This is a genomic window from Sphingobium limneticum (genome assembly GCF_008710165.1).
GTDB classification, from domain to species: domain Bacteria; phylum Pseudomonadota; class Alphaproteobacteria; order Sphingomonadales; family Sphingomonadaceae; genus Sphingobium; species Sphingobium limneticum.
The window spans coordinates 115,919-133,946 of the sequence record NZ_VYQA01000013.1 but is presented as its reverse complement, the minus strand read 5'-3'; the positions used below and the strand labels follow the sequence as shown (position 1 = coordinate 133,946).

The 18,028-nt window shown below is 62.1% G+C and carries 20 protein-coding genes and 1 tRNA gene; 15 read left to right on the top strand and 6 right to left on the bottom strand.

The genetic code is table 11. The features are described from left to right. Positions 1 to 112 (top strand): integrase catalytic subunit (locus F4U95_RS17135; RefSeq protein WP_150426544.1); only part of this gene is annotated, 112 nt, incomplete at its 5' end. Between the two features lie 193 nt (positions 113 to 305). On the opposite strand, the gene F4U95_RS17130 is transcribed toward F4U95_RS17135, so the two are convergent. Next, complete coding sequence (locus F4U95_RS17130) at positions 306 to 983, bottom strand: hypothetical protein (RefSeq protein ID WP_150443129.1); 678 nt, start codon at positions 981 to 983, stop codon at positions 306 to 308. A gap of 360 nt (positions 984 to 1,343) precedes the next feature. Between F4U95_RS17130 and F4U95_RS17125 the strand changes: the two genes are divergently transcribed. The 11 genes from F4U95_RS17125 to F4U95_RS17075 all read left to right on the top strand — a co-directional run bounded on the left by F4U95_RS17125 (position 1,344) and on the right by F4U95_RS17075 (position 11,101). Beyond that, entirely contained in the window at positions 1,344 to 1,934 is a 591-nt protein-coding gene (locus tag F4U95_RS17125) for a helix-turn-helix transcriptional regulator (RefSeq protein ID WP_150426542.1), read from the top strand. A gap of 180 nt (positions 1,935 to 2,114) precedes the next feature. Further along, the gene (locus tag F4U95_RS17120; protein WP_150426541.1) at positions 2,115 to 2,714 is read left to right on the top strand and encodes a hypothetical protein; all 600 of its coding nucleotides are present in this window, start codon (positions 2,115 to 2,117) and stop codon (positions 2,712 to 2,714) included. A gap of 193 nt (positions 2,715 to 2,907) precedes the next feature. Continuing rightward, positions 2,908 to 3,498: a hypothetical protein gene (locus F4U95_RS17115; RefSeq protein WP_150443128.1), complete on the top strand. Its 591-nt coding sequence runs from the start codon at positions 2,908 to 2,910 to the stop codon at positions 3,496 to 3,498. An 88-nt stretch (positions 3,499 to 3,586) separates the two neighbouring features. Further along, positions 3,587 to 4,237 carry a hypothetical protein gene (locus F4U95_RS17110; protein WP_150426539.1) on the top strand — a complete coding sequence of 217 codons (651 nt, stop codon included), beginning with the start codon at positions 3,587 to 3,589 and terminating at the stop codon, positions 4,235 to 4,237. A 65-nt stretch (positions 4,238 to 4,302) separates the two neighbouring features. Continuing rightward, positions 4,303 to 4,986 carry a hypothetical protein gene (locus tag F4U95_RS17105; protein ID WP_150426538.1) on the top strand — a complete coding sequence of 228 codons (684 nt, stop codon included), beginning with the start codon at positions 4,303 to 4,305 and terminating at the stop codon, positions 4,984 to 4,986. Between the two features lie 76 nt (positions 4,987 to 5,062). Beyond that, positions 5,063 to 5,602: a hypothetical protein gene (locus tag F4U95_RS17100; RefSeq protein WP_150426537.1), complete on the top strand. Its 540-nt coding sequence runs from the start codon at positions 5,063 to 5,065 to the stop codon at positions 5,600 to 5,602. Further along, positions 5,599 to 6,201: a hypothetical protein gene (locus tag F4U95_RS17095; RefSeq protein WP_150426536.1), complete on the top strand. Its 603-nt coding sequence runs from the start codon at positions 5,599 to 5,601 to the stop codon at positions 6,199 to 6,201. The genes F4U95_RS17100 and F4U95_RS17095 overlap by 4 nt, the downstream gene beginning before the upstream one ends. Further along, a complete protein-coding gene (locus F4U95_RS17090) occupies positions 6,201 to 6,803 on the top strand; it encodes a hypothetical protein (RefSeq protein WP_211364660.1) in 603 nt (200 codons plus the stop codon). Before F4U95_RS17095 ends, F4U95_RS17090 begins: the two co-directional genes overlap by 1 nt. A gap of 17 nt (positions 6,804 to 6,820) precedes the next feature. Continuing rightward, the gene (locus F4U95_RS17085; protein ID WP_150426534.1) at positions 6,821 to 7,579 is read left to right on the top strand and encodes a fimbrial biogenesis chaperone; all 759 of its coding nucleotides are present in this window, start codon (positions 6,821 to 6,823) and stop codon (positions 7,577 to 7,579) included. A 37-nt stretch (positions 7,580 to 7,616) separates the two neighbouring features. Then, a complete protein-coding gene (locus F4U95_RS17080; protein WP_150426533.1) occupies positions 7,617 to 10,118 on the top strand; it encodes a fimbria/pilus outer membrane usher protein in 2,502 nt (833 codons plus the stop codon). Next, a complete protein-coding gene (locus tag F4U95_RS17075) occupies positions 10,115 to 11,101 on the top strand; it encodes a hypothetical protein (protein WP_150426532.1) in 987 nt (328 codons plus the stop codon). The genes F4U95_RS17080 and F4U95_RS17075 overlap by 4 nt, the downstream gene beginning before the upstream one ends. A gap of 14 nt (positions 11,102 to 11,115) precedes the next feature. Here F4U95_RS17075 and F4U95_RS17070 read toward each other — a convergent pair whose 3' ends face one another. Both F4U95_RS17070 and F4U95_RS17065 read right to left on the bottom strand, forming a co-directional pair. Continuing rightward, entirely contained in the window at positions 11,116 to 11,559 is a 444-nt protein-coding gene (locus F4U95_RS17070) for a hypothetical protein (RefSeq protein WP_150426531.1), read from the bottom strand. A gap of 103 nt (positions 11,560 to 11,662) precedes the next feature. Continuing rightward, positions 11,663 to 12,370, bottom strand: coding sequence for a helix-turn-helix transcriptional regulator (locus tag F4U95_RS17065; protein WP_150426530.1), 708 nt, complete (start codon positions 12,368 to 12,370; stop codon positions 11,663 to 11,665). 90 nt (positions 12,371 to 12,460) lie between these two features. Here F4U95_RS17065 and F4U95_RS17060 point away from each other — a divergent pair, with 90 nt between their 5' ends. Further along, positions 12,461 to 12,877: a VOC family protein gene (locus F4U95_RS17060; RefSeq protein ID WP_150426529.1), complete on the top strand. Its 417-nt coding sequence runs from the start codon at positions 12,461 to 12,463 to the stop codon at positions 12,875 to 12,877. Positions 12,878 to 12,998: 121 nt separating this feature from the next. Here F4U95_RS17060 and F4U95_RS17055 read toward each other — a convergent pair. From F4U95_RS17055 to F4U95_RS17045, 3 genes are all read right to left on the bottom strand, one after another. Continuing rightward, a tRNA-Glu gene (locus F4U95_RS17055) sits at positions 12,999 to 13,073 on the bottom strand. A gap of 294 nt (positions 13,074 to 13,367) precedes the next feature. Continuing rightward, positions 13,368 to 14,165, bottom strand: a complete 798-nt coding sequence (locus tag F4U95_RS17050; protein ID WP_150426528.1) for a SapC family protein — start codon at positions 14,163 to 14,165, stop codon at positions 13,368 to 13,370. 275 nt (positions 14,166 to 14,440) lie between these two features. Continuing rightward, positions 14,441 to 15,880 (bottom strand): FAD-binding oxidoreductase, encoded by a 1,440-nt coding sequence (locus F4U95_RS17045; protein ID WP_150426527.1) that lies wholly within the window; start codon positions 15,878 to 15,880, stop codon positions 14,441 to 14,443. Between the two features lie 79 nt (positions 15,881 to 15,959). Here F4U95_RS17045 and F4U95_RS17040 point away from each other — a divergent pair, with 79 nt between their 5' ends. Further along, positions 15,960 to 16,394 carry a hypothetical protein gene (locus tag F4U95_RS17040; RefSeq protein WP_120249918.1) on the top strand — a complete coding sequence of 145 codons (435 nt, stop codon included), beginning with the start codon at positions 15,960 to 15,962 and terminating at the stop codon, positions 16,392 to 16,394. Positions 16,395 to 16,518: 124 nt separating this feature from the next. After that, on the top strand, positions 16,519 to 18,021 hold the full coding sequence (locus tag F4U95_RS17035) for a DEAD/DEAH box helicase (RefSeq protein ID WP_150426526.1): 1,503 nt from the start codon (positions 16,519 to 16,521) through the stop codon (positions 18,019 to 18,021). The last annotated feature ends 7 nt before the right edge of the window (positions 18,022 to 18,028 follow it).

Genomic DNA, 18,028 nt, shown 5'->3' with positions numbered 1-18,028 from the left:
CCTGGGCTACCGGCCACCGGCACCGGAAACGGCGACACCGCCATATCCGGCCTCCGGTTCCGCTTCGCTCCACCTCCGTCCGGATATGGCGGCGATGCGCTTAATGCACTAACAAACCAATCGGTCCACTCGGTGGGGGCAGACCACAGGCTTGCCCCAATATATTGACGGTGGCGCAAGAACGGGATTGCCGCCTTGACGAAACCCCAGGGCACGACACCAGATGCGATACCAAGCCAGCCTGCTGCCTGTTCAGTAACCGGCGGACAGGCTGCCATGCGGGAGGCTATGGACGAGCTTTCCCTTTAAAAGGCATTGGCTTGCTCCATTGCCCATCGCGCGGCCGATAGAAGAGATGACGGCACAAGCAGTGGGATTTCGTCCGGCAAGAGCGGGGCGGCGCTGGCGCGATCGATGATGCGTTCCAGCGCATGCCGGCTGCCGTGGTTGCCCACATATTCCAGAAAATGCTGACGGCCGTTGCCATATTGGCCTGGTGACGCATCGGGCGCCTCCTCTCTGGGCCGGTTGCCGTCCGATGTCGGCGTGGACAAGTGGAGCGATCTTACCAAAATCAGATCGCCTCCGAGCGGGAAATATTGCAGTAGCGCGCCATCCTCGACGGGCAGGGACAGGTCGAGCAGGACCGGATGATCCAGCGGCTTTCCATCTAGAGAAGCAATGCGATGCGTGACGCGACAAGCCAGTTCGCTTCCGGCGGTATACAGTCCTTCGCGCGTATCGATCGGCGGCCTGGCATCATGGTCGGCATGGGCGATATAGGGCCCTGCCTCCCGCCACACGGCTGGCACATTGTCTTCCACTTCCCCGATCAGTTGGTCGAGCGAGACGAGACATATGTCGGTGTCGATGGTCTGAATGCCGTTTGTGGACGACAGGCGCGCTCTGGTCCAATGGCGAATGATCAGCGGGTCGAGCAGCGCACGGACGTCTTCGTCGATCCCTGTGAGGCAAACGGGCATAATGATCGCTGGCGGCACGCGCAGGCCTTGCGCAATCAGGCGAAAGGGCACGTCAGGCCGCAGGAGTCGCAAGGCTAGTGCGAGGAGGCTTCCTTCGATCCCTGCGCCGATGATGATCCTGCGGCTATCCTCACCCACATTATCGTCCTACATTTTCATATCATCAAACTTTTACATAGGCGAGGTAGAGCCGTTGTTTCAGCAGGGCAAGCTGAGGTGGCGCAAATGTTGGGCATGGTGACGCAGCCTCGCGATAAGAAAAAAAATAGAGCAATTTGGATCAATTGACAAAAGCTATGGTTAACCGGCAAAGATGCGCCGGGGGTTGCACTGGACGGCGTGTAATAATGTGGGGGGGATATGGCGAAGCCGTTTTTTGCGGCAACGGCGACGGGATATGATGTGCCCGCGCTGCTTGGCGAATGGATTGACAGCGATCCTTATCCGCGTGTCATCTTGGATATGAATCATTACATCATATGGCAAAATGCCGCTTCGCGCGCCTTTGTCGAAAGTGGCGATGGCATAGAGCAGCGAGGGGATATTTTCGCTTTTGTGGACAAGGCCTGCGATCAGGGTTTGACGCAAATGATGTTGTCCAGCGTCGTGTCGGGTAATTCAGGCACCGTCAGCGATCTGGATCGATCGACACGCTATGCGCTTGTCGTTCAGCGGCTCAGTTCCCCGGATAAGGCGCTGGTCTGCGGGATATCCTATCGGCGGGTCGATCAGATGCGCTATGCCGATCTCAAATCTATCTTCATCCTCACAAAGGCAGAGGACAAGATATTGCGGCAATTGCTGCAGGGCATGGTGGCCGATCATATAGCAGAGGAAAATGCGACTTCGCTGGATATGGTGCGATCGCATATCCGTTCCATTTATTCCAAGCTGGGCGTTTCTTCGCGGGAAGCGCTGTTCAACCGCGTAAGTTTATACCGGATCCCCTAATCGTCCCATAGTGAAACGCTATTTGCCAAATCGCCTAGTTTAACGTGGTTAACCAGCAACTTCACATTCGGCCTCACCAATGTTGGGGATGTGGAGAAATCAGGACGGCATTAACTCCCCATTTACAGAATGAGTTTTCATCGAGTCGGTCTTGATGAATTCGAAGTTCGATAAATGGGGATGCGCGGCATGTTTTCCTTATTGCGCGGTTGTGCGCTGATCTTTGCTGTGTCTTGCGCAGTTCCGCAAGTAATGGCCGAAGATACGGTCCGAATCGATGTGACTGCGACGATCGCTGAGCATTGCGGTATTTCGCGGGATGCTTCGTCCGTCGATTCAATTGTGCCTGATCTTGATAAGGCGCAACTGCTGCGATTTCCCTTCAAGATAGATTGCAATACACCATTTGCGATCGGTGTTAGTTCGCAAAATGGTGCGCTACGCCGCCGAGAAAACAATGTCGATGCGATGCGCGATATTGACGGTCAACTGTCAGACGGCTTCTCCAGCGAGAAAGCCTATTCGGTTTCATTGGTCGTTTCGACCGATGGGGCGCAGATGTTGTCTGAAAATTGCACGTCCCGGTCGCTGACCGGCAGGGGCGGCAAGTGCGAATTTTATGGTCGCGAAGCCGGCACCGGCATGTCGTCGGGTCGCAGGACCGCGATCCGTCGCGAAGGCGCGATGATCGTGAGCTGGGTGGGGGGGGAAGATTCCGTCCGCCGCGCCGCTGGCACCTATCAGGATACTTTGACGGTCGTCGTCGGGCCGCGAACATGAGCGGCGAACGTCTTCGTCATATTCTCTCAGTCTCGAATGCATTCGATCGTTGAGAGGAAGATAATGCGGATCGCGAAAGACGAATATCCGCGAGTAGTTACGGGTACGCATAAGCCAACAAGACTATGTTCTCGTTATAATCTGGAGAAATATGATGCGTAAGACTCTCATGACTTCGGCCGCTCTTGCTGCCATGACGATTTCTGTTCCCGCTTTTGCGCAGGCAGCCGACACCAACACCGGTCTGCAGAGCGCTTCGGTCGTCGTCAGCGCGACCAACCCTGCCAAGTGCGATGTAACGGCGACCAACACCGCCGTCGTTCTGGTCGGTGACGTTCTGACCGACGCCAACGGCTTCCCGGCTGCCGATGTCTCGGCGAAGGTGGCTGAAGGCCTGAACGCTGCTCTCGTCAATGCCTGGTGCACCGGCGCGAACAACGGCTTCGTTCTGAGCCGTACCGCCTTCACCACCGACGGCGGCGGCAGCGCCGGCGATTTCCAGAAGGGCATTCTGTATGACGTCGGCGTCAAGGATCCTTCGGGCGTTGGCGGCAACGAAAATACCGAAGACGGCCCGACGCTTGGCCTGACCTATGGTCGGTTCGGCGCCACTGCCGCAAAGACACTGCAGTTCGTGTCCTTCCCCGGCACCACGCCGATCGCCACCAGCGCACCGGCTTCCGCGAATGGCGCAACCAGCAGCTTCACGACCTTCGCCGGAACGCGTGTGATTGCCGGCACCTACAGCTCGACCGTCACCATCGCGATCACGCCGGGCGTCTGATCGCCCGATAGCGGGCCGGGGTGGCTGATCGCCATCCCGGTCCCTGCGATCGGATCATATTATTATTCAGCCTTTTAGGATATTGACCATGAAATCCATCAACTTGACCGCGCTCGCGCTCGTCGCCGCTGCCGGCATCTCGGCTCCCGCCTTCGCGCAGACGGCCGATACCAACACCGGCCTGCAGAGCGCTTCGGTCGTCGTCAGCGCGACCAACCCCGCCAAATGCGATCTGACCGCCACGACCACCGCGCTCACGCTGGCCGGTGACGTGTTGACCGACGCCAACGGCGTTCCGGTCAACAATGTCGGCACGCTGGTCGCTGCCGAATTGAACAATGCCGGCGTCAACGCCTGGTGCACCGGCGCGCGCAACGTCGTGACGCTGACCCGCACGGCGTTCACCACCGGTGGCGGCGGCAGCGCCGGCGACTTCCAGAAGGGCATCCTGTACGATGTGTCGGTCGAAAATCCCGACAACACGCTCGGCAGCCGCTCGAGCCAGTATGAAGGCACGTCGAACGGCCCGACCGGCAGCAGCATCTGGACCCGCTTCGGTGCCACGACTGCCAAGACCCTGAAGTTCGCCAATCCGGCCGCCAACGCCGCATCGATCGCTACCAACGCCGTTTCGTCGGCCGATGGTACGACCGCCAGCTTCACCACCTACGCTGCCACCCGCGTGATCGCCGGCGACTACACGTCGACCGTCACGCTGACGATCCAGCCGGGCGTCTGATCCCAGCATGGAAAGCCTGATGGCGCATGCTGCGTCATCAGGCCTTTTGCCTGAAAGGACATGACATGACGAAATTTTCTATCGCCGGTTTTGCCGTTCTGGCGTCGGTCGGCCTCTCGACCGCCGCGTTCGCGCAGACGGATGACAATACCGGTCTGCAAAGCGCATCGGTCGTCATCAGCGCGACCAACCCGGCCAAGTGCGACCTAACCGCCAGTTCGGCGGCGGTATCGCTGCCTGCCGACAGCATCACGGACGCGAACGGCTTTGCCTACACCAATATCGGTGAACGCGTCGCATCGGCCTTGAACAATCTGACGGTCAAGGCCTGGTGCACTGGTGGCACCAACAGCCTCAACCTCAGCCGCACCTCCCTGTCGCTGGACAGCGCAGGGGCTGGCGTAGGAAGCGACGGCTTTGCCCGCGCCGTCATCTACGACATCGAGATGAAGGTCGCAGGCGCCCAGCGCGCGGATCAGTCCGCACCGCCCGCCAATGAAGGCACGTCCGATGGTGAGGGCTTTGGTCCCGGCACCGTCGGTCAGAGCGCGCTGGGTCGCTTCGGCGCCACCGGTTCGGGCAACCTGATCAGCTTCAGCAATGAAACTGACAACGCCACGTCGGGCGCGGTGACTGCCGCCAACAGCTCGGCCGGTCCGCGCAGCAGCTTCGCTATCGACAATAGCCGCCGCCTCGTGGCGGGCGCCTATTCGTCGGTCGTGAAGATCACGCTGACGCCGGGAACCTGATGAATAGGGGAGCGGCGATCCCCGCCGCTCCCCATTTTCTTTTCGACGGGATCATATTCTGCGCGCATTCCTCGCCTTGGCTTTTCTGATCTGGACATCCGCTGCCAGCGCGGCAGGGGACAATGTCGGCCCGGATCAGGAGCAATTGAGCGTCAGCGGTCGTGTGCCCTATCTTTGTCAGATCGGCGGCGCATCGACGACGCGGGAGGCTTTCGACATGGGGGTACTGGTCGATGTGTCGACGGGGTATCTGAAGCGCAACATGACCGCGCCGGATCGGATCATCGACGACACCTGGTGCAACGCCCCGTCGCAGATCGAGATACGGGCGGTGGAACTGGCGCCGCAAAATGCCACGGCGCAATTGCGTGAAGGCTTTGCCGGTGCGGTCCATTTTACCGCCGCTGCGAGTGGCTGGAGCGAGACGCCGGCGTCGTTTCGCACTGATGGGGCGAGCGAGCAATCCTCCTCCATCCAGACCGCGCCGCAACCGCGCGTCACGTCCATCACCATCAGCCTCACGGATTTCCGGATGCGCGACGGGGCCAGCCTGCGACCCGTTGCAAGCCGCTCTTATCTCGGCGCGGTGATCGTCACGTTGAGGCCCACGCCATGATGCGTCCGATCGCTTCTCTGGCACTGATGGTGGCAAGCCTGGTGGTGACGCCGGCCTTTGCCCAATCGACGTCGGACCCGGTGTCGACCGCCACATTCCCCGTGACCGGCGAAGTGCCCGACCTATGCATCCTGGGTGATCCGCGGATCGATGGCAGCAACGCCAGCATCAACATCGCGTCGATCAACGGTCGGGTCATCCGCATCGACACATTGACCGATCCGATCAGCCTGACGACGCGCGGGACGGAGGCCAATCTGGCCTTCGATGCCGTCTGCAACCATGCCTATTCGGTCAGCATCGAAAGCCGGAACAACGGACTGTGGCGCCAGAGCGTCGATGCGCCTGTGCCTGCCGGCTTCGCCAATGCCGTGCCCTATCTCGCCAGTATCGCCTGGAATGAAAAAGCGGCGGAACTGGACGCCGACGCGCGGACCCGGTCGCCCAAGGCCGCCGGCTTCACGTCGCTCGTCGCCAATTCCGGCACGCTCAGCCTGAAATTGCGCATCCTGCCGGGGACGACCAATATCCCCGCCAATGCGCCACTGCTGGCCGGGGATTATGGCGACATCATCACCGTAACGCTGGGACCGCAATGATGGCCAAGCCGTCCATTCTTCTAGCGATCGTCGCCCCGCTTCTGCTTTTGCCCGCACCCGTCGCGGCACAAGGCGTGACGGGCGGCACCACGTCGGAGAGCGACGGCGTGGGCGGGCGGGATCTGTCCTTCGAAGGCAGCGTCGCGCCAGCATGCGTCATGCGCCAGCCCAATCCCGTCCGGCAGAATAATGCGACGGTCACGGTGGGCACGACGGGCGACGTGAATGTCGACCTGCAAAGCGGTTTTCTCGATCGGACCACGGGCGTTCCGAACGCGGTGGACGTCGCGATCTCCTTCCCGATCACCTGCAACACCGCGCACAGCATCCATGTCGAAAGCCAGCGCGGCGGCCTGGTGAACCCGGCCGTGACCGGCACCGATGGGCCATTCCGTTCGCGGCTGGACTTCACGCTGGAACTGCGATGGGCCGGCGGCACGCAGACTTTCGATACGACCAGCGCGCGCATGATGGACGTCGCGATCCCCAATGCCGCAACGGGCAGCGCGGACGTGCGCATTGCCATACCCGGCGGCGGCACGCCCCTGGTCGCGGGCATCTACAGCGACACGATCATCATCCAGATCGAAGCAACTTCCTGACGTTCGGACCCAGACATATGATACGCTCCCTCCTTACATCCCTGTCTCTTGCCGCGATGAGCGCCTGCTGCCTTGCCGGTACCGCTGCGCAGGCCATGACCGTGCAACCGGTCATCGTCGATCTGTCGACTGCCGGCGGGCGGATGTCCGCCGTCGTCACGGTGGAAAACAGCTTCGCAACCGCGCTGCCCGTCGAACTCAAGGCGGTGGAGGCGGATTTCAAGGATGGTGGACTTATCGCCAGCACGCGCGATGCCGACGATCTGCTGATCTTCCCGCCGCAAGCACTGATCCAGCCGGGTCGGACCCAATCCTTTCGGGTGCAATGGGTTGGCGAGCCGGAGATCGCGACCAGCAAGCATTTCTTCCTGACGGTCGCGCAGTTGCCTGTGAAGCTGCCGGAAGGCCAGTCCGCCGTCCAGATCCTGTATAATTTCCAGGTCATCGTCAGCGTGGGCGCGCCGGGTGCCAAGCCCGAAGTGCGTGTGGCCGGCACCGAGCAGACGAAGGGTGAGGATGGCAAGGTGCGCCTGACCCTGAACCTGGAAAATCAGTCGAACACCTACGGGTATCTTTCGGAGGGCACGCTGAAGATCAGCGAGAAGGATGCCAGCGGCAAGGAGGTCATGCGCCAGACGCTGACCGGTGCCGAGATATTGCAGCAGATGGGATACGGGCTTGTGGGGCCAGGCCAAAAGCGGCGGTTGCAGACGCCGATCGAATTACCGGTCGAAGGGGGGACAGTTGAAGCGATATTCTCGCCTCGATCTCGCTAAAAGGCTTTCACCCGCGCTGATGGCAGGCAGTTCTTTGATGGCGCTGACAACGCCGTCTGCTGCCCATCTGCCGATCCTGCCGGTCGCCCTCGTGGCGCAGGCGGGGGCTTCCGGCGCGCCTGCCAATGGAGCAGCGTCGGAACCGTCGGCCGCCGCGCCACCGGAAAGGCTGAACCCCACCAACCGGGATATCATGTTGTCGGCGCCCCTGCGCGACGGCGCATTCCTGCTGGGCGAAGTGCCTTTCGTCCTGACCAAGGACGATCATATTCTGGTGAATGCGCCGCGCCTGCTCGCCGCGTTGCAACCGGTCATCGCGCCGGGCCGATATGAAGCGCTCGCCACCGCGCTGGGTGCCGCCGCCGATGTTCCGGTGGAGCAGATTGCCTCGCTGGGTTTCGTTATCAGCTACGATTCGCAGGCGATCGCGCTCACGGTGGATATTCCGCCCGAAGCGCGCAACGCGCGGCAGATACGCCTGGCGCAATTGGGGTCCGACCTTGTCGGTGATGTCGACAAGCCGGCCGGCGTTTCGGCCTATGTAAACCTGCGCGGCAGTTTCGGCTATCAATGGATGGGCAGCGATCGCGGATTTCAGGATCCGCTGATCGAAACCGATTGGGCAGCGCGCGTCGCCGGCGTCGTGTTCGAAGGGGAAGGTACCGTTCAGGTCGGTGCCGGCAATGGCGGGCCGACCCAGTTCCGGCGCGAAGGTTCGCGTCTCGTCTATGACGACAATAAATTGCTGGCGCGCTTCACTCTGGGCGATCTTCAGCCCGCATCTCGTGGCTTTTCCGGTTCCTCGCAGATAGCGGGCCTGTCGATGACGCGCACCTATTCGGTGCTGCAACCGCAACGCAATGTGCAGCCGCGTGGCGACCGTACCTTCACGCTGGCGCGTGCGTCGATGGTGGAAGCCTTCATCAATGGTCAGCCGGTGCGGCAGGTGCGTCTGGAACCGGGTACCTATAATGTCCGGGACTTTCCCTTCGTTCAGGGGGCGAACGACGTTCGGCTGCTGATTACCGACGATACCGGGCGTCAGGAAAGCGTGTCCTTCTCGCTGTTTTTCGACAGGACGCTTCTGGAACCGGGACTGACCGAGTTCGGCATCTATGCCGGCGTGCTCGCGCCTTTTGCCGGCAATGGCCGCGATTATCAGATCAGCAGTCCGGCGGCCAACGGCTATATCCGGCACGGCTTTTCCCAGACCTTCACTGGCGGCGCGAATTTTCACGCGCGCAGCAATGGCGCGGTGGTCGGCACCGAAGTGGTCTGGGCATCGCCGCTCGGAACGATCGGCTTCGATCTTGCGGCATCCCATGTAAAGCGGATCGGCAGCGGCTTCGCCGTCAATGTCGGGTTGCAGCGCACTTTCGGCGGCACCGGGTCGAGCGGCAAGTCGCTTGCCCTGACGTTCGAGACGCGCACGAAGGATTTCGCGACACCGGGTGATCTCAGCCCCGACAATCGCTATCTGTTCGAAGTCGGCGCCACCTATTCGCAGGCGATCGGCGAATTGCAGTTCGTGTCGATCGACGGCCGATATTCCAAGGGGCGCGGCAGTTTCGGCGATGAGAAATCCGCACGCCTTTCCTACGGCTATCGCCTCAGTTCGCGCCTCAACCTGCAAGCCGAAGGCATCTATCAACAGCGCAATACGTTCGGCAGCGATTATGGATTGCGCCTCAACCTGACCTATCGGATGGGCGAACGATCCAGCGCCAATGCCGAATTTGACTCGCGCAGTGAACGCGGGCGCGTCGGATATCAGACGTCGACAGGCAGCGGCGTCGGCGCGACATCCATTTCGGGCAATGTCGATTATGGCCAGGGAGCGGTCGGACTGGACGGCGCGGTCAGCTACACCGCCAACCGCGCCGAGCTTTCGCTGGCGCACAGCACCGCGTTCGACAATGGCGGGTTCAACGTCACGGATCAGCGGACCTCGCTGCGCGTCGGGACGGCGCTGGTTCTGGCGGATGGGCATGTCGGCCTGTCGCGACCGGTCTATGACAGTTTCGCCCTCGTGGTGCCGCACAAGTCTCTCAAGGGAACGTCGGTCGAGGTCGAACCGCGCGAGGGCGAATATTCGTCCCGTTCGGGCGTTTTGGGCGGCGCGGTCGCCAACGATCTTTCATCCTATTCCGACCGGGTCGTCACCTTCGACGCGCCCAAGGCGCCCGCCGGCTATGATCTGGGCGCGGGCAATGTGCGTGTCTACCCGCCCTACAAGTCGGGTTATCTGGTCGTGGTCGGGTCGGACTATTCGATGACGGCGATCGGTCGCCTGCTGGATGACGACGGCCAACCCATCTCGCTGCTGGCAGGGCTGGCGTATGAAGTGGGTAAGGCCGACAAGCCGCCGCTCACCATATTCACCAACCGCGCCGGCCGTTTCGGCCTGTCCGGTTTGCGACCGGGCCAGTGGCGCATCGAAATGCCGACCGAGCCGCGATCGCAGATCATCATATCGATCCCGGACAAGTCCGAAGCCATCGTAAAACTGGGCGATGTCACGCTGAAAGGTACGCCATGAGCCTCAACCTCCGCTTCCTTGCCGTTTGCGCAAGTCTGGCGTTCCCGTTCCTGGCCCCGGCCGTCCATGCGCAGACAAGCCAGCCCCGATGTGTCGAGTTCGAGATATTGGGCCGCGGCGTCGACAAGGTCTACAATCCCTATCGCCCTAACGACGCAGTGGACAATTTTACCGTTCGGGCCACGCGACTGTCCAGTGCCGTGACCTCCGTGCGTTTCCTGCTGGTCGATACGACGCCGCAGGGCAATATGCCCAAATTCGGCGTCAACGGTCCTGCCGATTACGGGATCGACTGGGTGCAGGATCAGCGGCGCCCGGTTTTCGTGACCGGGGCGCAGGCGATCACCGAACTCAACTCCGCCATGATCATGTTCAACGGACGGCAGAATACCGAAACGACCGTCTTTCGCCTGAACATACCGCGTGGCCAGACGGCGATTGCGGGGCGTCAGGTCGAACGGCTGGCGGTCCGCTATCAATGTTTCGCCGGCCGCGACGATCTGGGCAGCCAGTTGGATCAGTTTAACGGGCTGATGGAATTGTCCCTCAACATTCCACGGATCGTCTCCGCCTTCGTCGGCGGGGCAGGGCAGCAACATGGCGAAATCGCCTTCGGTACGCTCGGCTCGGCGTCGAACCTGACGAAGAGCGTATCGGTGTCGGTGATGAGCACCTTGCCCTATGCCGTCGATATCAGCAGCCAGAATGGCCTGCGCCTGCAACGCGGCAGGCCGGGGGAGGGGAACATCGGCTACAGGCTGGGCATCGCCGGTCTGCAGGTGACGAGCGACGCGACCATGCAATGTCCGGTAACGCCAATGCCCTCAGGCGAAAGCCGGTTGGTGCAGGTCACGCTCGACGGCACATCGGTCAAAAGCCAGCCTGCGGGCGACTATAGCGACACGATCACGCTGACCTTCAGGCCAAATGACGGCTATGTCGCCGGTCAGTGCCGCATCGACAACAAGCCGCCGCCGCTATGACCAGCACCAGCGCGTCAGTAGATGGTGCCTTTAGGCTCGGCCTGAATGTGCAGTGCGAAATTGTCCGGCAATTCTTCCGATCCGCCCAACTGGATTTCGGCAGGCGTACGGCTCCAATTCGGTGAATTGGTGTCGATGATGACCGTTTCGCCGCTTTCCGACAGGGGTACGCGCATCGTGCCATAGACGAAGGTTGCGTTGTTGAGGCCGGCGGGCGTGTGCAGCACCACCTTGTATCCAGCCGCATCGTTGCACATTTGCGTCATCATGCCGAGGTTGATCGCGTTGCCCTCGACATTGGCGATCGCACCGCCGAAGCGAACGTTGCAGATCGTGGGCACGATGCCGCGGATATGGATGCTGCTCGTCACCACATCGGCGGCGACGGGCGTTGTCCCTGTAATCGCGACGGCGGCGACCAGCAAGGCCGGGACCATGCGTGCAATTGTCTTGCTCACTTTATGTAATATCCTCAGCACTATCCCCGCTGCCGGAATAAGCCCCGCTCATAAAAATGAGCCTAGCGCTTTTGGTTAATGCAGCGCTTAGGAAAAATATCGCTTAGCCTTCATCGACTTTGGCCCCGCGTCGCTGCTCCAACTGCGCGAGATAGTCGCGAAGCAGCGGGACGCGGCGCGGTCGAAAGCTTGTACCGTTAGGGTGTATCTCCGTCATCCGATCGGTGCGAAACATCCGGAAGTCCTGGCGCAGGCAGCACCAGCTGAGCGCGGTCACGCATGTTTCGGTGTAAAATAGGGCCAGCGGCAGGATGGTCCGCTCGCTCGTCGCGCCATCGCCATCGACATAATGGATGTCGATCGCTTCCTCCTGCCAGCATGCCGACCGCAAAGGCGCCAGGTCGAGTGGGGAAAGATAACGCGGTTCCGGGCGGAACACCTGCGCGATCGCGTGCAGCAATTGTCGTTCACGCACGCTGGGCAGCGTGGCGGCGATCTTTGCAAGCACGGAATCTGCGGCACGTGCCAAAGCCGGATCGCCCCAGGCGCGGACTTCGGCGAGGCTGAGCGCTAGGACTTCGATCTCGTCCTGATCGAACATCTGCGGCGGCAGCGCCGGGTCTTCGACCAGACGATAGCCATAGCCGCGCTCGCCCTCGATCTGCGCACCCGCGCTGCGGAGCGCATCGATGTCACGATAGAGAGAGCGGATCGACACGCCTGTTTCCTCTGCCAGGCGCGCTGCCGTTACCGGTCCCGCAAGGGTCCGCATGGCGTGAAGCAGTTGAAGGAGGCGAGCGGAACGCGACATGGGCCTACTGACGGAAAATGGCAGTTGGGGGCAGCTATGCGGGAGTTGGGCGACAAAAGCGAATGTCGCCGACCATTCAGGAGCAAAAGCATGACCCTTGCCGTCACCACCCATCTCAATTTCCGTGGTCAGGCCCGCGCGGCCCTCGATTTTTACAAGCAGATATTCGGCGGCGAGCAGGCGCTGATGACCTATGCCGCCATGGGGCAACCGGAACTCGGCCATTCGCCGGACCATATCATCTGGGGCCAGGTCGTCGCCGATGATGGTTTCCGGATCATGGCGTTCGACGTGCGCGCGGGCCAGGATCATGACGCGGGAACCAACGCCTTCTATGTTTCGCTGCGCGGATCGTCGATGGACGAAATCCGACAGCGCTGGGCCGGACTGGCCGAGGGCGCTACAATCCAGCAGCCAATGGCCCCGTCCGCCTGGTCGCCGCTCTACGGCATGCTGACCGACCGCTTCGGTGTCATCTGGATTGTCGACGTCGATCCTAGGGCCTGAAGCAGGGGCAAGACCGTCCGATGACGTCTGGCACTGATCATGGGCTGCGAACAGCGCAATCCCTCACGAGCGGCGTAGCGATTTCGTCGCCCGTCAATGCGCCATAACGTGTTGATGTTGCTGGTGACCCCTACGGGAATCGAACCCGTGTTTCAGCCGTGAGAGGGCCGCGTCCTAACCGCTAGACGAAGGGGCCATGGATCGCTCCGGGCGATCGGCAGGGGCTGGCCTTTAGGCAGGGGGGCTGGCCCCGTCAAGCGAAACCCACGCCCATCCGGGGCAGCTCATAAAAAACCACCCCATGCAAGCATGGGGTGGCCAAGGTTCAGGGAGGAGACGCCTCCAAAGGGGGAGACGCCCATACGACACACCCGAAAGGGGGGCAGGTGCATCGCATGTCTTATAGATAGGGCAGGACGCATCGCCTTTCAAGGGGCGATGCGACGCCTTTTCTATCAATTTTTCAAACCCTTTCGGGTTAATTTCTCATTCAGGCGTTGGCCGCTTCCGGCGCGGCTTCGACGGCGGGGGCCTCGATCGGCCCCTTGCCCTGCGACACCTGTGCTTCGAACACTTCGCGCATCAGTTGCAGCGAGAAGAGATGGGCATGGATCAGCGGCAACATGCCGTTCTGGTTGATCTTGCGCAGCTGATCACCGCGCAGGTCGCGCAGCTTTTCCTCGTTGATCATGCGGAAGCCACGATAGACGAAGGGCTGTTCGGCGACCGGCGTCTGGATGGCAACTTCGCCGTCCATCAGCAGGTCCATGTCCTGAAGATCGCGAACGAATTGGCCGGTGCGGGCGGCAGCCTGCTCGAAATCCTCGCAGAATTTCATCACGCCCTGGGTCAGCTCGCTGGGCTTGCCATCTTCGAACAGCGGCTGGCCGTCCTCGAACGCACCGATGGTGGGCGTGGTGGGATCGAAGCAGAGCGACAGGTCGTCGCTGTCGGGGCGCAGCTTGGCCAGCATCCAGGGATAGCGGCGAACATAGGCCGGGACATAAGCGGGGCCACGCAGCTTTCCTTCGTCATCGACGAAGACGTTGACGCCTTCGTTAAGGCCCATCAGCAGCAGCGGTACGCTGTCGTCGCCTGCCGAAAAGATGATCGGGGCGAAACGCTGGGCCGGGACGAATTCGTCCACGGTCAGCGGAATGGCATGCTGCGTCGTCAGGAACGGCGCCGAATCGACCGGCTTGGTGCGATAGTCGACATGGTCCACGCTGCTGAGCGGCTGAAGGTCATTGTAGAAGATCGGCAGGTTATTCGCGGGCGCGCTGGCCATTTCGGGTCATCCTGTTACGTGCGGACCGCTTTTCTCATGCGGGCCGCGGGCTTGATATTGGGGCAGGGCGATAATGGCCTTGCCCGATGGAGGCAATCTGTTTGTAGGCGACCCGCGCTCAGAGGCTGTTCGGAAATGCGCCCTTGGCGCATCCGCACCGGCCCGCTCCCCCGCCCGACCGCCCATCAGGGTACCATGTCTGGGCGGCCGGGCGGGGGAGCGGGCCGGTACCGCATCGAAAATGCGCTCTTTCGCGCATTTTTCAAAACGGACTCTCAGCCTTCTTCGGGCAGCGGGATCAGCTTGCCCGGATTGAACAGGCCCTTGGGATCGAACGCCGCCTTGATCGCGCGCAGCGCGCCGATCCGCGCCGGGGTTGAAAGGCGGCCCAGCTCCGCGCGCTTCATCTGGCCGATGCCATGTTCGGCGGAGATGGAGCCGCCCGCCGCGACCACCGCATCATGGACGAAGGCGTTGATCGCCTGCCCCTGCGCCGCGATCCAGGCTGGCCCGTCGCTGGTCCCCTTGGGCGCGCGTACATGGAAATGAACATTGCCATCGCCCAGATGGCCGAAGGAAGACGCGGTGGTACCGGGAAACGCCTGCTCGGCCGCGTGCGCCGCGTCGATCATGAAGGCGGGCATCTTCGCCACCGGCACGCTGATATCATATTGCAGCGCCGGCCCCTGCGCCTTTTCCGATTCCGACAAGGATTCGCGGATGCGCCAAAAGGCGTCGGCCTGGGCTTCATTGGCCGCGATGGCGGCGTCGATCGCAATGCCACGCTCGAACGCATCCGCCAGCGCCGCCTCCAGCCGATCGGAAGGCCCCGGTTCGGACAGGTCGGCATGATCCACCTCGATCAGCACATGCCAGGGCGTACGCGTCTCGATCGGGGATCGCGTGCCGGGGATGTGGCCCAGCACGAAGCCCAGCGTCTCGTTCGCAATCACCTCGAACCCCTCGACACTGTCGCCCAGCATGGTTTCGGCAATCCGCAGCAGCGCCAGCGCGTCGGCCGGCGTCTGCACACCCACCCATCCCACGGCGCGCGCGGCGATGGCGGGCGCCAGCCGCAGCGATGCGGCGGTGACGACGCCCAGCGTCCCTTCCGCGCCGATCAACAGCTGTTTGATGTCGTAACCGCGATTATCTTTCTTCAGCGCGTCCAGCCCATCGAAGATGCTGCCATCGGGCAGCACCGCCTCGATCCCCTCGACCAGCGCCCGCATCGTGCCGTGGCGCAACACCTGCGTCCCGCCGGCATTGGTGGACACCAGCCCGCCGATCGTGGCGGAGCCTTTCGCGCCCAGGCTGAGCGGGAATCGCCGTCCGGCCTCTTCCGCCGCGTCATGCAGCACGCTCAATATCACCCCGGCCTCGCACACGGCCAGATTGTCATCCGGCGACAGGCTGCGAATCCGGTTCATCCGCCGCAGCGACAGGATCAGCGCCGATCCGTCGACTGGAGGAGTTGCTCCACCCACCATCGACGTATTGCCGCCCTGCGGCACCAGCGGGACGCCCAGTTCCGCCGCGAGTGCGACGGCAGCAGCGACTTCCTGCGTAGAGGCCGGCGCCACTATGGCGACGGCCGCGCCATGATATCGGCCGCGCCAGTCGCTGACCCAGGGGGCGATATCGTCGGGGTCGGTCACGACCCCCTTGGGGCCGAGCAGGGCGACGAAGCGGTCGATCATGTCTTGTCCTATCATGGGACGGGCTTATGCCTCGGAATTCATCGACGGTTCAACCATCGGCCAATAGCGTATTCGTCCCATAAAGGGGTCCGTCTTGGTTCATTCCATATTGCTGCTGATTTCCGCATCGACCGGCGACCCGGTCCAATGGGCGCAATTGTCCATCCAGCAGCGCGTGATCATCCGCGTGCCGATGGTGAAGAAAGGGCGCGCGCCCGCGCGAATCGCGCCCGATGCGCGCAATGGCTGGGAAGAAAAGAAGGGGCCGCGCTGCGTCGCGTTGCGCTCGATCCGTGGCGCCAGCATCGTCGTGGACAATGGCGTGGACCTCATACTGGCCGATGATCATCGCTATCGGGCCCGGCTCGAACGGGGCTGCGACTCGACCGGCTTCTATTCGGGCTTCTATGTGGAGCCGGACGCTGACGGCTCGCTCTGTTCGGGCAGGGACGAATTGCAGGCGCGCAGCGGCCTCAGCTGCGCGATCGACAGTTTCCGTCGCCTCATCCCGGTCGATGAAGATGACTGATCGTGCGCCATAGCCTTTCATTTGCGCGATTTTCTTGACAAGTGGCCAATATTTTCGCAATGCGCGGCGGATTTCCGTCTCGCATCCGCGCAGGACGGATAAGCCTCCTGTCCCGGACTATTGAATGACTTTTGCCGATCTCGGCCTTTCCGACGAATTGCTCAAGGCCGTAACCGAATCCGGTTACGACACACCGACGCCGATCCAGGCGCAGGCAATTCCGTCCGTCCTCATGATGCGGGACATTATCGGCATCGCCCAGACGGGCACGGGCAAGACGGCCAGCTTCGTGCTGCCGATGATCGACATTCTCGCCCATGGCCGCGCCCGCGCGCTGATGCCGCGCTCGCTGATCCTGGAGCCGACCCGCGAACTGGCGGCGCAGGTGGCCGAAAATTTCGAGAAATACGGCAAATATCATAAGCTCAACATGGCGCTGCTGATCGGCGGCGTGCAGATGGGCGATCAGCTCAAGGCGCTGGAAAAGGGCGTCGACGTGTTGATCGCGACGCCGGGCCGCCTGATGGACCTGTTCGGTCGCGGCAAGATTTTGCTCAATGGCTGTTCGATGCTGGTCATCGACGAAGCCGACCGCATGCTCGACATGGGCTTCATCCCGGATATCGAGGAAATCTGCACCAAGCTGCCCACGCAGCGGCAGACCCTGCTCTTCTCCGCGACCATGCCGCCGGTCATCAAGAAACTGGCGGACAAATTCCTGTCCAACCCCAAGTCGATCGAAGTGGCGCGTCCGGCGACGGCCTCCACCAACATCACCCAACGACTGGTGAAGGTCGATTCGCGCAAGAAGCGCGATGCGCTGCGCGACATGCTGGAGGCGGAAAACGTCACCAGCGCAGTGATCTTCTGCAACCGCAAGACCACGGTGCGGGATCTCAACAAGAGCCTGCAACGCCACGGCTTCAAGTCGGGCGAAATCCATGGCGATATCGACCAGTCCTCGCGCATCGCCGAGCTGGAGCGTTTCCGTGAGGGCAAGGTGAACATCCTCGTCGCGTCGGACGTCGCGGCCCGCGGGCTGGATATCAAGGGCGTTTCCCACGTCTTCAACTTCGACGCGCCCTGGCATCCGGACGATTATGTCCACCGCATCGGCCGCACCGGTCGTGCGGGCGCGACCGGCACCGCCTACACGTTCGTGACGGCCGAAGATGCCGAGGCGATCGACAATATCCAGAAGCTGATCGGCACGAAGATCGAATATATCAGCGCGCCCGCGCGCGAAGAGCGTGCCGAACCGGCGCGTGAAGAAAAGCGCGAAGAGGGCAGGGCTGCGCGTCCGGAGCGCAAGCCGCGCGAAGCCAGGGCCAAGGAAGAGCGCGCCCGTGAAGAGCGTCCGCGCGAGGAACGTCCGCGCGAAGAGCGCGCACGGGAAGAACGGCCGCGTGAGGAACGTCCCCGTGAAGAACGTCCCCGTGAAGAACGTCCCCGCGACAACCGCGCGCGAGACGATCGCCCCCGCGACACGCAGCCGCGCGATTCGCGTCCCGACCGCAGCGCATCCGCGCCGCCGCCGCGCCGTCGCCACGATCCTGTCGATGATGGTCCGGACGATGGCTGGAACGGCCCGATGCCGGAATTTTTGAACTTCGGCTTCAACGGCTGAAGCAAAA

Coding starts and splice junctions, on each gene's coding strand:
- F4U95_RS17120 (WP_150426541.1), top strand. CDS start 2,115: ATGCGCGGCATGTTTTCCTTATTGCGCGGTTGTGCGCTGATCTTTGCT.
- F4U95_RS17045 (WP_150426527.1), bottom strand. CDS start 15,880: ATGATAGGACAAGACATGATCGACCGCTTCGTCGCCCTGCTCGGCCCC.
- F4U95_RS17095 (WP_150426536.1), top strand. CDS start 5,599: ATGATGCGTCCGATCGCTTCTCTGGCACTGATGGTGGCAAGCCTGGTG.
- F4U95_RS17035 (WP_150426526.1), top strand. CDS start 16,519: ATGACTTTTGCCGATCTCGGCCTTTCCGACGAATTGCTCAAGGCCGTA.
- F4U95_RS17080 (WP_150426533.1), top strand. CDS start 7,617: ATGGCGCTGACAACGCCGTCTGCTGCCCATCTGCCGATCCTGCCGGTC.
- F4U95_RS17110 (WP_150426539.1), top strand. CDS start 3,587: ATGAAATCCATCAACTTGACCGCGCTCGCGCTCGTCGCCGCTGCCGGC.
- F4U95_RS17130 (WP_150443129.1), bottom strand. CDS start 983: ATGCCCGTTTGCCTCACAGGGATCGACGAAGACGTCCGTGCGCTGCTC.
- F4U95_RS17105 (WP_150426538.1), top strand. CDS start 4,303: ATGACGAAATTTTCTATCGCCGGTTTTGCCGTTCTGGCGTCGGTCGGC.
- F4U95_RS17065 (WP_150426530.1), bottom strand. CDS start 12,370: ATGTCGCGTTCCGCTCGCCTCCTTCAACTGCTTCACGCCATGCGGACC.
- F4U95_RS17060 (WP_150426529.1), top strand. CDS start 12,461: ATGACCCTTGCCGTCACCACCCATCTCAATTTCCGTGGTCAGGCCCGC.
- F4U95_RS17050 (WP_150426528.1), bottom strand. CDS start 14,165: ATGGCCAGCGCGCCCGCGAATAACCTGCCGATCTTCTACAATGACCTT.
- F4U95_RS17125 (WP_150426542.1), top strand. CDS start 1,344: ATGGCGAAGCCGTTTTTTGCGGCAACGGCGACGGGATATGATGTGCCC.
- F4U95_RS17090 (WP_211364660.1), top strand. CDS start 6,201: ATGGCCAAGCCGTCCATTCTTCTAGCGATCGTCGCCCCGCTTCTGCTT.
- F4U95_RS17085 (WP_150426534.1), top strand. CDS start 6,821: ATGATACGCTCCCTCCTTACATCCCTGTCTCTTGCCGCGATGAGCGCC.
- F4U95_RS17115 (WP_150443128.1), top strand. CDS start 2,908: ATGACGATTTCTGTTCCCGCTTTTGCGCAGGCAGCCGACACCAACACC.
- F4U95_RS17075 (WP_150426532.1), top strand. CDS start 10,115: ATGAGCCTCAACCTCCGCTTCCTTGCCGTTTGCGCAAGTCTGGCGTTC.